Here is a 13,397-nt window from a genome sequence, read left to right on the forward strand (position 1 = left end):
AAAGGAGGCTGCTATGCGTGCATTAACATTCCCCGGCGGACGGGAGGTTGAATATCTGAAGTTCCCCGACCCGACCCCGGGTCCAGGCGAAATCGTCTTGGAGATCAAGGCGTCCGGTTTCTGTGGAAGCGACCTGCACTACTATCGTCGCCCCAAGGGGACGCCCACGAGCGCCCGCCATCAATACCAGAACGGCCCAGTGATCGGAGGCCACGAACCTTGCGGGACCATCGCGGCCATTGGTGCAGATGTTCCGGAGTCCGCCGGGCGCGTGGGTGATCGCGTGATGGTTCATCACTACGCCGGGTGCGCCTCCTGCAGCTTTTGCCGCAGCGGCTGGCAGCAGTTGTGCCAGGAAATTCCTATCCGCTCCTTCGGAAACAACGACCATGGCGCTCATGCGCAATACATGAAGGTGCCAGCGGCAACGGTGCTGCCTCTGCCGGACAAGCTCTCTTTCGCGGCCGGGGCCGCCATCTCCTGCGGAACGGGCACAGCCTACGGCGCCATGCTTCGCCTGAACCTGCTCGGCAACCAGGCGATAGCGATCTTCGGGCAGGGCCCTGTGGGCCTGGCGGCGACCCAGCTGGCCAAGGCCATGGGCGCCGAAGTCATCGCGGTGGACATCAATTCGCAACGGCTGGCACTGGCCAAGAAGTTTGGAGCCGATGCTGTAGTTGACGCATCTGAAATCGACCCCGTGGTGGCCGTGAAGGAGTTGACCCGCGGCCGCGGCGCGGATGCGTCCCTGGATGCCTCGGGATCGCAGGCCGGCCGCGTGTCCGCGATCAAGTGCCTGAAGGTCTGGGGGAAGGTCTGCTTCGTCGGCGAAGGCGGGGAGCTGAAGACGGACGTGTCATCCGACCTGATCCGCAAGCAGATCACGATCATGGGGTCGTGGACCTTCTCCTCGATCATCCAGTCCGAATGCGCCCGGTTCGTGGCCGACCGCAAAGTCGACGTCGACGCCATCTTCACCCACCAATGGAAATTCGACCAGGGGCAGGAGGCCTATCGGCTGTTCGATCAACAGGCCACCGGCAAGGCCGTTTTCCTGATGTAAGCGCCATGAATGCGAATGTGAACTCGAACAAGGCAAGCTACCCCTCCATCGCCCTCTTCATCGATGGGGAATGGATCCTTGACCGCGCGCTCTGCGGCGAAGTGAAGAACCCGAGCAACGAACGCGTGCTCGCGCTGGTGCCCCGGGCTACCGAGGAGGACCTCGCGCGCGCCCTGCGCGCGGCGACGGAGGGATTCCGCCTGTGGCGTGACACGCCGCCCGACAAGCGCGGTCGCATTCTCCTGGTCGCGGCCGGGCTGCTCCGCGAGCGTCGCGACCAGATCGCGAGCATCATCACCCTCGAGAACGGCAAGCCCTTCGCGCAGGCTTGTGCCGAGGTGGAGCGATCCGCGAGCTTTTTCGACTGGGACGCCGCGCAGGCGCTGCGCACCTACGGCACCATCGTTCCCGCCGGCCCGCGCAAGCAGCAAATGGTGCTGCGCCAGCCGATCGGCCCAGTCGCGGCCTTCACGCCCTGGAACGTTCCTCTGAGTTCTCCTTCCCGCAAGGTCAGTGGCGCCTTGGCGGCCGGTTGCTCCGTCGTGCTGAAGGCCGCGGAGGAAACGCCGGGTGCGGCCTGCGCACTGGTCCAGTGCTTAGTCGATGCGGGCCTTCCTCCCGGCGTGCTGAACCTGGTGTTCGGCGATCCGGGGATGATCTCGACCACCTTGATCGCCTCCCCCATCATTCGGGCAGTGACGCTCACGGGGTCCGTCGCGGTCGGCAAGCACCTGTCCCAACTCGCCGGGGCTGCGATGAAGCCCGTGCTCATGGAACTTGGTGGACACGCCCCCGTGCTGGTGTGCGAAGACGTCGATCCCGTTCGACTGGGGCGCGAAGCCGCGATTGCGAAAATGCGTGTTACAGGGCAGATTTGCGCTTCGCCGAGCCGGTTCATCGTGCACCGGAGCATCTATACCGAGTTTGTAAACGCCATGGCAGAAGCTGCCAGGGAGATGCGGGTTGGCGACGGTTTCGAGCCGGGCGTGCAGATGGGCCCGGTGGCGAATCAGCGGCGGCTGGCGGTAATGGAAGCATTGGTGGCCGATGCGCGACAGCGAGGCGCGCGTGTCGCCGCGGGGGGTGAGCGCATCGGCGACCGCGGCTGCTTCTTCGCGCCCACGGTGCTGGTCGATGTGCCGCTCGATGCAGACGCGATGGTGCTGGAACCCTTCGGGCCGGTGGGTACCTGCGTGGGGGCGGAGAACCTGGACGACGCGCTGTCCATCGCCAACGCCTTGCCCTCGGCCTCGGTGCTTACGCGTTCACGAATTCGCTCGAAGCGGCCGAGCGTATCAGCCGCGAACTGGAATCGGGCGTGCTGTCGATCAACCACTTCGGCGCCCCGGGCGCGGACACGCCCTTCGGCGGCGTGAAGGATAGCGGGATCGGGCGCGAGGGAGGCGAGTCCAGCCTTGATGCATACATGATCTCGAAGACGGTGCTCCAGAGCACCGTGCGGGTGTAAGACCAGGTGTAAGACCGGTGTAGGACCGCCTCGGGGCGCGATCGAGAACAAGTCCAATGGTGCGAGGAACGATGTATAAAAAGAATGGACTCACGTGGACGAAGGCGCTCGGCGCAGTCGCCACGACCTGGTGGGTCGCCGCGTCGGCGTACGCGAACGAGCCTATCCCATCGAAAACAATCCGCATCGTGGTGCCTTCTGCGGCAGGCGGCTCCCTCGATGTTTCCACGCGCCTGCTCGCCCAGAAAATGAGTGAGCGGCTCGGCCGGCCCGTGATCGTGGACAACCGGCCCGGCGGCGACTCCATCCTCGGCGTTCGCGTCGTCAAGGATTCACTCGCCGACGGCTACACTCTCCTCGCGCACACGAGCACGCTGACGTCCATGCCGGCCCTGAGCTCAATCCGGGCTTCGACGTGCTGAAGGACTTCACGCCAATCGGACCCGCGCAACGCGCGCCGAACATCCTGGCAGTCGGCGGCGAACTACCGCTTCGCTCCGTGTCCGACCTGATCAAACGGCGAGCACGGACCACGTCACCTATGCCTCTGCGGGTGTGGGCAGCACGCTCCACATCAACGGGGCGATGTTCGCCCACCGCCAGAAGGTCGACATGCATCACGTGCCCTACAAGGGCTCGGCTACGGCCCTGCCCGACGTCGCGGCGGGCCGCGTGACGCTGATTTTCGGTGGCTTGTCGGGAATTGCGCCCTACCTGGCCTCCGGAAAGCTGCGCGCCTTGGCGGTGACCGATTCGAAGCGCTTGCCCGCGCTGGCAGACGTTCCCACGCTGATGGAGCAGGGTGTGCCTTTCACCTACACCTACTGGCTGGGCCTACTGGCTCCGGCGGGCACGCCGCAGGCCGTGGTGAAGAAGCTTTCCGATGCACTGAACCACGCGGCTCGGGACAAAGAGGTCATCAGCCGCTTCGAGGCCGAGGGCTCCGCGCCATGGACATCCAATCCCGAAGAGTTCAGGCGCTATCTGGAAAAAGAGATCTCTGAGACCGCCGAATTGGTGAAGGCGCCGAACATTCCCAAAGATTGACAGCCAGGAGACAACCCGTGCTTAGAAAGCCTCTCTCCATTTGCACCCCGCGCAGCCCCGGCCTGGCCTTCGGGCTGGACGACGGCTCCGCCATTATTTCTCCTACACCTGTGCGACCCGGGGGTAGCGCTGATAGCCTTGCGAGGCACGGGCTTTGCGCCTGTAATGGTAGAAGCCGAAGGCTGCTCGAGGATGCTATGCGCTGCACAAAGTGCGGGTTTGAGAACCCCGCGCGCGGGAGGTTCTGTGAGGAATGCGGCCATGTGTTGGGTCGGACATGTCTCCAATGCGGCCACGAATCTCCCGCTACGGCAAAGTTCTGCGGTTCCTGTGGCGCATCGATGGCGGCGCCGGGCGTCAGTGCCCCGGTTCTGTACACGCCTACACACCTGGCCCAGCGTATTTTGGCCGAACGGGCAGCGATGGAGGCCAGAGGGCAGGAAGCTGGCGAGCGCAAGACGATTACCGCGTTGTTCGCCGATATGGCCGGGTCGACGGCAATGATCCAGGACCTCGACCCGGAGGAAGCGCGAGAACTGATTGATCCAGTTGTGGCCATCATGATGGAGGCCGTACACCACTATGAAGGGTACGTGGCCAAGTCATTAGGGGATGGCATCCTTGCACTGTTCGGCGCTCCGATTGCGCACGAAGACCACCCGTTGCGGGCGCTGTATGCGGCATTGCGGATGCAGGAAGCGATGCACCGGCATGCCGACAGGATTCGGTTAGAAATAGGGATTTCGCTGCAGATTCGCGTTGGTATCCACACCGGCGAAGTGGTAGTGCGATCTATTCGCAAAGACGACCTGCACACGGACTATGATCCGGTCGGTCACACCATTCATATCGCTTCACGGATGGAAGGGATGGCGGCGCCGTCGACGGTACTCGTCAGCGACTCGACGTATAAGCTTGCCGACGGATACTTCCATTTCAAAGCGTTGGGTGCCACGAACGTAAAAGGCATCCGGACTCCGCTTTCCGTCTATGAACTGCTTGAGCTCGGTACGCTGCGCACGCGACTGCAAGTGTCGGCGTACCGCGGCCTGTCGAGATTCGTCGGACGCGAGCGCGAGCTTGAGTGTTTGGATGCGGCGCTGGTCTCGGCCAACGCAAAGCACGGACGGATCGTCGGGGTGGCGGGCGAGGCTGGTGTTGGCAAGTCGCGCTTGTTCCACGAATTCAAAACCCGTTCACAACAGGGTTGCCTAGTGCTGGAAACTTTCTCGGTTTCGCATGGCAAAGCATTTCCCTATCTCCCTCTGATCGATCTGTTGAAAAACTACTTCCAGATCGTCGCGTCCGATGACGAGCGGTTGTATCGCGAAAAGGTCATCGGGAGGCTGCTGACACTGGACCGCGCGCTGGAGGATCAACTGCCCTATCTGCTCGATCTGCTCGGTATCCGAGAACCGTCCTCAACTCTGCCGATGACGGACGCCAGGCTCCGGCGCCAGCGCACCTTTGAAGCGATTATTCGCCTGCTGGTAAGAGAAAGCCACAACCAGCCCGTCTTGTTGTTGTTTGAGGATCTGCAATGGCTGGACAGTGAGACCGAAGCGTTTATCGATGAATTCGTAGAGCATGTGCCAGTTGCCAGAATCCTGTTACTGGTCAACTACCGGAAGGATTACGCCCATGACTGGAAGCACCTGCCGTGCTACATCCAGTTGCACCTCGAATCCCTGGGCCAAGCGGATGCACAAGAGCTACTCACGGCATTATTGGGTGATCATGCCGGGCTTGGGTCGTTGAAGCAGCTCATCCTGGCGAAGACCGAGGGCAATCCCTTCTTCGTGGAAGAAGTTGTCAGGACACTGGCGGAAGAAGGCGTCATCCTTGGCGAGCCGGGGAACTACCGGACCGAGACGGATTCTGTGTCGCTTCATATCCCGACTACCGTGCAGGGCGTGGTCGCCTCGCGCATTGACCGCCTGCCGCAAGCACAGAAAGAGCTGTTGCAGGTTCTGGCAATCATCGGCAAGGACTTTTCGTTAAGCCTGGTACGGTGTGTTGCCGCGTTGTCCGAGCAGATGCTGCCGCTGCTACTCGACGATCTCCAGCGCAGTGATTTCATTTTTGAGCGCCCCGCATTCCCAGAAGTCGAGTACGCGTTCACGCACGCGCTGATCCAGGAAGTCTCCGCCAATTCGCTGCTGCTCAGCCAGCGAAGCAAGCTGCATGAGCGCACCGCCGAGGCCATCGAATCGCTGTTTCCCGGCAGACTGGACGACTACCTCAATGAACTGGCCCACCACTACAGCAAGAGCAGAAATGCCAGGAAAGCGATCCATTATCTGCATCTCGCAGGCGAGCAAGCTTTGCGGCAGTCCGCCCAGCGTGAAGGCATCCGGCATCTCGGTACAGCCCTCGAGCTTCTCCGGGCTTTGCCTGATACCCCCGAACGGACCCGCGAGGAGATTCGGTTGCTGCTGACGCTCGGTCCTGCCTGGATCGCTGCCCGCGGCCATGGGTCGGCAGAGGTCGAGGAAACCTACACGCAGGCACTGGCGTTGTGCGAACGCGACGGAGGCATGCCGGAGCAGTTTTCCGCCCAGGCAGGCCTTTGGTCCCACTATCTGTTGCGGGCGGAACTGGACCGGGCATACGCCTTGGCCGAGCGCCTGCTGGGTCTCGCGCAGAAAACAAGCGACGTGGAACGGCTTGCGGAGGCGCATCGGGCTTTGGGCGTTACGCTGCTGCGCCTGGGAAAGATCGGGATGGCGCGGCATCACATGGAGCAGGCATTGACGCTGCATCGTCCCGGCCGGCAGTCCTATGACCACCTGCTACGTCTTGTGCGAAACCCCGCGGTTCATATACGCAGCACCTTGAGCTGGATCTTGTGGTACCTCGGCTTACCGGATCAGTCGCGCAACCGCTGCGAAGAGGCGCTGGAACTGGCCAGGGCGGCTGCCGATCCATTTGGCCTGGCGCTGAGCCTGATCTTTGCGGCTGAACTATACCAGCGCAGGGACGAGGTCCAGAAGTCGCTTGAATATGCTGAAGCCGCCATTGCCGTTTCGAGCGAGCGCGGATTCCCGATCTATGAGGCATGGGGAACGATCCTGCGGGGGTGGGCGCTCGCGCGGCTGGGCAAGTACGAGGAAGGCGTTGTGCAAATGCGGCTGGGGCTTCGCGCGCACCGGGCGACGAAATCCAGACTGGGGCGGTCATCACTATTTGGCCTTCTGGCCGACGCGTACGGCAGAGCGGGGAAATGCGAACTCGCGCTTCGGGTGCTGCGCCACGCGCTTTCGCTGACGGAAAGGACCGGCGAGCGGCTCGATCAACCTGCACTGCTTCGCCTAAGGGGCGAGCTGTTGGTCAAGATGGCGGGGAGCGACGCCGGTGGCATTCCCACCACGCACAAGGAAGCGGAATCCTGTCTCAGCAAGGCCATTGCGCTCGCGCGCCGACAGGGCGCGCGGTCAACTGAGTTGCGATGTGCGCTAAGCCTGGCCCGTCTCTGGGATCTGCAAGGCAAGCGTGACGCCGCCCGCCATTTGCTGGCCGAAGTCCATGGCAGTTTTGTGGAGGGGTTCGATACCGGTGATTGGCTTGATGCCAAGGCGCTGCTTCGCAAATGGTCTTGAGCGCGCAGGGCGCAAGCGGGCAGGTAAGAGTAGACCTATTCCGTACATCGGAACACGATCCGAAAAATGGAATCATTATGCTAGCATCGATACTCCAGGCTCGGCCCCGCGGCAGTGAAGTCGCATGGCACAGGCAGTGCGTACTGCATTGACGTTGGCTCGGAGAGTCAAACTTCAGGATGTCTGTGACGCCTGACTTCACTATACGGATTTGTTGATGGACGTGCGGGGACTGCGGTATTTCGTCCAGGTGGTCGAGAGTGGCAGCCTGACCAAGGCGTCGCGCCAGTTTTTCGTTGCGCAACCGGCCCTCAGCCAGCAGATCGCACGGCTCGAAGAGGAAGTGGGCAAGCCCCTGCTGGTGCGGTCGGCCCGGGGCGTCGTGCCAACGCCAAACGGCGCGGCGCTGTATCGCCACGCCAAGCTAATGCTGCGCCAGCTGGACGAGGCGGTGCTGATTGCACGTCAGGAATCCTCCAACGTGAAGGGCCGCGTTACGCTGGGCCTGGCTCCTACCTCGACATGCATGTTGGGCTTGCCACTGCTGCTACACATGAAGGACAACTATCCGGGCATCGTGCTAAATGTGGTTTCGGCACTGCCGCAGCACCTGGAAGAGAGAGCACGACGCGACGAGCTGGATGTCGTGATCCTTTTCAGCAAAACTGCAGCCAGCGACCTCGTCTTCGAGCCTCTACTTGAAGAAGACGTGTTCGTGATCGTACCGGCAGACAGTAAGCTAGTCGCGCCAGACAAGACGTCACTGACGCTGGCCGAAGCGGCTGCGCTGCCCATGGTGCTGTCCTCAGCGAGTCACAACCTCCGGCGCCGCTTCACCAGCGAACTGGAGCGCGCCAACCTTTCGGTGGAGGTCGTTGCTGAGATCGACTCCGTGCAACTCGTGATGCGCTATGTCGCGGAAGGAGGCGGGGCCACGGTCCAACCCATGGCCGCTATCCAGTTGCACTATGCGCCGCAAGGTTGGAGATGCCTGCCTATCTCCGACGCACCGATCACGCGCGTGAATTATGCGTTTTCACTGCCCGCCCAGAAGTTGTCTGCCAGTGCATCTATCGTTCACAGCGAGCTAGTGCAGGTCGCGCATGGGTTAATTCGGAACGGCATATGGCAAGGGGCTCGGATTCTTCCGTCGTCCCACGCCTGACGCCGGCTGGCCCGACTCGCCCGTTGTTCCCCCATCACTCTCGCGTCAGCCGGGCAGATCGTCCCGGCCGTCCCCATAAGCTGGCGCGATGAGGGAGACAACAAAACAGTATTTCCTCCTTCCATGCATGCGTCCTTAAGATCCTTGCACAACCTTGCTTGTCGTGCGGGCCTTGCAGACGAATCGCCGCAAGTACCAGGGCGACGATGCCACGACCATTCATCGAAGGAGACATTCTTGATCGACACGCCATCTACAATTCGGCCAGCGTTCTTGTCCAACCCCGATAAAGCGCATTTCATTGACGGCAAGTGGCAACCATCGGTGACCGGTGAGAGCATCCAGACTTTCAACCCCGCCGCCGGCAAAGTGCTGGCAACCCTGGCGCGCGGCGGAGAGGGCGATATCAACGCGGCGGTCGTCGCGGCACGTCGCGCATTTGAGGGCCCGTGGAGCCGATTCACTCCGCATGACCGCTATGCGTTGATGCTGCGCGTTTGCGATGTCATTGAGGCGAACTTCGAGGAACTCGCAGTCCTCGACACGCTGGATATGGGCGCACCCCTGTCCCGTACGCGCGCAATGAAGGATGGCCTGCTCAAAACGATTATGTACTTCGCCAGCCAGGCGATGAACTGGGCCGGCTCAACCATTCCGAACTCGCTATCTGGAAACTACACAACGCTGACGCTTAAGGCACCGGTTGGCGTGATCGGTGGTATTACGCCCTGGAATGCACCCTTGATCAGCATGTGGTGGATTATGGGTGGTGCTTTGGCTACCGGCTGTACCGCGGTCATCAAGCCGGCGGAAGACGCTTCGCTAACGACCCTGCGAACGGCCGAATTGCTCGTCGAAGCGGGTGTACCGGAAGGCGTGATCAATGTCGTGACCGGGTATGGCTCCGAAGCAGGCGCCGCTCTTGCAGCGCATATGGGTGTCGACCGCATTGCATTCACCGGCTCCACCGTTACAGGCCGGGAAATCATTAAGGCTTCAGCTGGAAACATGAAGCGAATTCAGTTGGAGCTGGGGGGGAAGTCGCCGGATATCGTGTTCGCGGATGCCAATCTCGACAAGGCAGTTCCCGGAGCGGCGATGGGCGTCTTTAACAACTCTGGACAGATCTGCTCAGCAGGAACAAGGATCTTTGTCCAACGCAGCATCCACGAAGCCTTCGTTGCGCGACTCGCTGACTTCACGAAAGCAATCAAGGTCGGAGATCCGTTTGAGCCTGGTGTTCAACTTGGCCCTCTGGTTTCCAAACGTCAACTCGACCGAGTGATGACCTACATGTCCATCGGGGTGGAGGAGGGTGCCCGGTTGGCCGCTGGTGGCAACCAGCTCGCAGGCGAACTAGCCGAAGGCTACTTTGTCGCGCCGACCGTTTTCGATAACGTTCGTAACGACATGAGGATCGCCCGCGAAGAAATCTTCGGACCGGTGGCGTCGGTGATTCCATTTGACACGACGGACGAAGCGCTGCGCCTGGCTAACGATACAGAATACGGCCTGGGAGGTGCTGTGTGGACCACCAATGTCGGCACCATGACCAGGATGATCCATGGCATCAAGGCTGGAAAGATGTGGGTCAATTGCTATGGACTGGCCGATCCTGCAGTGGGCTTCAGTGGCTACAAGCAAAGCGGGTATGGCGTCAAAGGCGGCGCTCAACACGTTGAAGGATTCCTGTACGAGAAGAGTGTCTACATCAACGGCGACTAAAGCCGTTGTGCAGTCCCGCAGAGAAATACGCAGTCATTGACCCATGATATCGAAGCAGTAGCAGATCTATGCAGCCAAACACCTATGACTTCATTGTTGTCGGCTCAGGTTCGGCCGGTGGCGTAGTGGCCAGCCGACTCAGTGAAAACGGCAAGTATACGGTCCTCTGCCTTGAGGCAGGTGTAAAGGGAGGGAAATATATCTGGTCACGGCCCCCTCTTGGGGTGTTGTTTCTGGTCGACAATCCTCTGGTCGATTGGCGCTATGAGTCGGAGCCTGACCCCACGCACGGAAATCGTCGCATTGCTTGTCCACGCGGAAAGATGCTGGGTGGCAGCAGCTCAATCAACGCCATTGTTTACAACCGGGGCCAACGGCTGGACTACGACACGTGGAGCGCGCTTGGCTGTAAAGGGTGGAGCTTCAAGGAGGTTCTTCCGTACCTCAAGAAGATCGAAAGCACGGAGATTGGTTCAGACGAGTACCGCGGACGCTCGGGGCCAGTCAAAGTCACGCAGAGCAAAAAACTATCCTCGTTTTATGACCTCTTCATTCGATCGGCTCAGGCCGTAGGAATTCCTTACAACAGTGACTACAGTGGGGCCTCGCAGGAGGGCGTCGCAATGGCACAGCTGACTGGCTATCGCGGTGAGCGTCAGAGCACGGCAACCCAGTATCTCGAACCAGTTAGACGGCGGCCGAATCTGACCATCGTTACGGGAGCTGAGGCTACCTCTCTAATCATGGAGGGAAAGCGTTGCGCAGGCGTGCGCTTCCGCCGTAACGGCACGATTCAGGAAGCCCAAACCGCGCGCGAAGTCATTCTCTGTGCAGGAACAGCCAATACGCCCAAGCTCCTCGAATTGTCCGGCATCGGTAATCCTGAGGTTCTCCGTGAGTATGGGATTGCGCTGGTGCACGAACTAAAAGGTGTCGGTGAGAATCTGCGCGACCACTATGCTGCCATGATGAAGTGGCGGTTTTCCAAACACGGCGTCTCTCTGGCGAAGAAGGGGCATGGATGGCGTCTTGGTATGGAAATCCTTCATTGGGTATTCCTGCGCAAGGGACTGATCGCGCAGGGCCACGGCTCGATGCGGGTGTTCGCTCGATCCCGTTCGGAACTGAACGAGCCGGACGTCATGATGGTTGTCAGCCCATACATCATTGATGTCAAGACGGGGAAGGGTCGTCGTATGTCGAAAATGGAAGGGTTCATGATGTATACGCACGTGCAACGTACGGAGAGCACCGGCAGCATTCACATCCGATCAAAAGATCCGGCTGCACCGCCAATGATCCGGTACCGCTTCCTGGACACCGAATATGATCGCAGCACCGCAGTAGCCGCGGTTCGATGCGCCCGACATATCGCTGCCGCATCGCCATTGCGAGATGTGATTGCTGAAGAAATTTCTCCTGGCCCTCAGGTCCAGTCCGATGAGGAAATTCTGGAGTTTATTCGGAATACCGGCCAAATTACTCAGCACATGGTCGGCACATGCAAGATGGGTGGCGATGCGATGTCGGTGGTCGACGAGCGGCTTCGAGTGCATGGCATCAAGGGGCTCAGGATTGCCGATGCCTCCGTGATGCCCACCATCATCTCTGGGAACACTAGCGTGCCTTGCATGATGATCGGTGAGAAGTGCGCGGATATGGTTCTGGCAGACACGCAGCAATTGACGTCGGTCGGCCAAAGCCCTCTGCGCAACGAGGAAACCGCGCAGCACTAAATATAAAAATGTAGAACGTTACTTCTTATAAATAAAGCAGGAGACAAAATGCAAGCCAGAATTTCTCGCCGAGCACTACTTGCGCTGGGTGCGGGTGCTTTGTTCACTCGATCGGTCCTTGCCCAGCCTGGTAGTACACGCCCCATCCGCCTTCTCGTTGGATTTAGCGCTGGTAGCGGTGCGGACAACGTCGCCAGACTATACGCTTCGCACCTGACGGAACTGCTGGGCGTGCCAGTGATCGTCGATAACAAGCCAGGTGCCTCACAGCTGCTTGCCATTCGTCCAATGCTTGCAGCTCCGCCGGATGGATTGACCTTGACGTTGGCAGGGGGTAGCGCTCTTGGCCAAGGCCCGGGGATTCGCAAAGACCTGCCTTACGATCCTCTGAAGGACTTCAGTTTGATCGGGATGATTGCCACAGCCCCCGGCGTGTTCTTCGTTCATCCGTCAATGCCGGTTTCGTCGATGCGAGAGTTAATTACCTACGCCAAGGCCAATCCGGGCAAGCTGAACTACGGGTCCGCCGGAATCGGCTCGGCAAACCACTTGCAGCTCGAATATGTGAAGAAGGTGACTGGTATTGACCTTACCCACATCCCTTTCAAGTCCGATCAAGACGTTGCACGTGAAGTGGCCGCGGGCAATGTACACGTCGGACTCACGCTTGCGCAGTTTGCGATCCCTTTCGCTACATCGGGAAGGCTGAAAGCAATCACGGTGACCGGATCTCAACGGCTGCCAGAATTGGCCAATGTCCCCTCCCTGACTGAGACCGGTGTTGCAGAGTTGAAGGGCATCGATTTTACTTTCTACGGATTGATCGGGCCCGCCGGCATGGATCCGAGCCTCATCAAGAAGCTGAATGAGGCGATAAACAAGATCGGAGCGAAGCCTGCTGTAGCCAGCCAAATGAAGAAGCTATATTGCAAGCCAATACAGGGCTCCCCCGATGATTTTCGGCATTATCTTGAGACTGAACTGAGCAAATGGCGAGAGCTTGGCAAGACGGTCAAGATTGAGAGCAGCGCCTGATCGACGCAGGTGCCTGGCGATATCACGCTGAGCCGTGAAACGAGCCATACGGTGCTTGTGCAGGCCGCTGCAAAGTATTGCCGAAGGGCTACATCGACGCGCTGCGTTCTGACGGCAGCTATGCAAGCACGTAACGCTGGAGCCAGGACTGATCAACCATGCCGGCTTGTTGCCAAGCCCTCCCTTGCTCGACCTCGTTGCCCCCGATGACGCCAACGTGCTTCCCAGCTACCTAGTTGAACGGGCCCTTAACGCTGGCGATTTGACCCATATCCCGAGTTGCCGCTGAGAAGTTTCGGCGCTGCGGGGACACCGCGCCCCCCGGTAACTATCGCCTTGGTTGCGGTCACCGGAACCGGTACCAATTAACGGATTGCATGCTATGATCGCTCTGACACTTCGACATGCGTGCAAGAGCGGGCCCTGCGCGGCTGCCAGACAAGATCGGGAGACATCAATTGAATATTGCTAACTCCACACTGCAGCAATCAGGACGATCCCAGCTTTATCCCTGGATGCGTAGTGCACTAGCAGGCCGCTGAAATACCTCCAGCGGACG

General features: G+C 60.1%; 9 protein-coding genes and 1 pseudogene. All 10 read left to right on the forward strand.

Annotated elements, in window-relative coordinates; all coding sequences use genetic code 11:
- Nucleotides 1-13: 13 nt before the first annotated feature.
- The gene (locus CF68_RS03250; protein ID WP_035815982.1) at nucleotides 14-1,063 is read left to right on the forward strand and encodes a zinc-binding dehydrogenase; all 1,050 of its coding nucleotides are present in this window, start codon (nucleotides 14-16) and stop codon (nucleotides 1,061-1,063) included.
- Nucleotides 1,064-1,068: 5 nt separating this feature from the next.
- Entirely contained in the window at nucleotides 1,069-2,439 is a 1,371-nt protein-coding gene (locus tag CF68_RS03255; RefSeq protein ID WP_255351076.1) for an aldehyde dehydrogenase family protein, read from the forward strand.
- Nucleotides 2,358-2,531, forward strand: a complete 174-nt coding sequence (locus CF68_RS38930; protein ID WP_255351077.1) for an aldehyde dehydrogenase family protein — start codon at nucleotides 2,358-2,360, stop codon at nucleotides 2,529-2,531. The genes CF68_RS03255 and CF68_RS38930 overlap by 82 nt, the downstream gene beginning before the upstream one ends.
- Before the next feature lie 71 nt (nucleotides 2,532-2,602).
- Nucleotides 2,603-2,953: a tripartite tricarboxylate transporter substrate binding protein gene (locus tag CF68_RS38935; protein WP_051591384.1), complete on the forward strand. Its 351-nt coding sequence runs from the start codon at nucleotides 2,603-2,605 to the stop codon at nucleotides 2,951-2,953.
- A 118-nt stretch (nucleotides 2,954-3,071) separates the two neighbouring features.
- A pseudogene (locus CF68_RS38940) lies at nucleotides 3,072-3,578 on the forward strand (Bug family tripartite tricarboxylate transporter substrate binding protein); the annotation flags it as partial.
- A gap of 197 nt (nucleotides 3,579-3,775) precedes the next feature.
- Entirely contained in the window at nucleotides 3,776-7,177 is a 3,402-nt protein-coding gene (locus CF68_RS03265; protein WP_035815984.1) for an adenylate/guanylate cyclase domain-containing protein, read from the forward strand.
- 217 nt (nucleotides 7,178-7,394) lie between these two features.
- Nucleotides 7,395-8,342, forward strand: coding sequence for a LysR substrate-binding domain-containing protein (locus CF68_RS03270; protein WP_035815985.1), 948 nt, complete (start codon nucleotides 7,395-7,397; stop codon nucleotides 8,340-8,342).
- Between the two features lie 237 nt (nucleotides 8,343-8,579).
- Entirely contained in the window at nucleotides 8,580-10,067 is a 1,488-nt protein-coding gene (locus CF68_RS03275; protein ID WP_084187036.1) for an aldehyde dehydrogenase, read from the forward strand.
- Nucleotides 10,068-10,135: 68 nt separating this feature from the next.
- A complete protein-coding gene (locus tag CF68_RS03280; RefSeq protein ID WP_035815986.1) occupies nucleotides 10,136-11,803 on the forward strand; it encodes a GMC family oxidoreductase in 1,668 nt (555 codons plus the stop codon).
- A 48-nt stretch (nucleotides 11,804-11,851) separates the two neighbouring features.
- On the forward strand, nucleotides 11,852-12,838 hold the full coding sequence (locus CF68_RS03285; protein WP_084187038.1) for a tripartite tricarboxylate transporter substrate binding protein: 987 nt from the start codon (nucleotides 11,852-11,854) through the stop codon (nucleotides 12,836-12,838).
- Nucleotides 12,839-13,397: the final 559 nt, after the last annotated feature.

The organism is Cupriavidus sp. SK-4, assembly GCF_000611125.1.
Taxonomy (GTDB): Bacteria; Pseudomonadota; Gammaproteobacteria; order Burkholderiales; family Burkholderiaceae; genus Cupriavidus; species Cupriavidus necator.

What these genes read in the sequence shown, in the direction of transcription:
- CF68_RS03250 (WP_035815982.1), top strand. Translation starts at nt 14, where the DNA reads ATGCGTGCATTAACATTCCCCGGCGGACGGGAGGTTGAATATCTGAAG.
- CF68_RS03255 (WP_255351076.1), top strand. Translation starts at nt 1,069, where the DNA reads ATGAATGCGAATGTGAACTCGAACAAGGCAAGCTACCCCTCCATCGCC.
- CF68_RS38935 (WP_051591384.1), top strand. Translation starts at nt 2,603, where the DNA reads ATGTATAAAAAGAATGGACTCACGTGGACGAAGGCGCTCGGCGCAGTC.
- CF68_RS03265 (WP_035815984.1), top strand. Translation starts at nt 3,776, where the DNA reads ATGCGCTGCACAAAGTGCGGGTTTGAGAACCCCGCGCGCGGGAGGTTC.
- CF68_RS03270 (WP_035815985.1), top strand. Translation starts at nt 7,395, where the DNA reads ATGGACGTGCGGGGACTGCGGTATTTCGTCCAGGTGGTCGAGAGTGGC.
- CF68_RS03280 (WP_035815986.1), top strand. Translation starts at nt 10,136, where the DNA reads ATGCAGCCAAACACCTATGACTTCATTGTTGTCGGCTCAGGTTCGGCC.
- CF68_RS03285 (WP_084187038.1), top strand. Translation starts at nt 11,852, where the DNA reads ATGCAAGCCAGAATTTCTCGCCGAGCACTACTTGCGCTGGGTGCGGGT.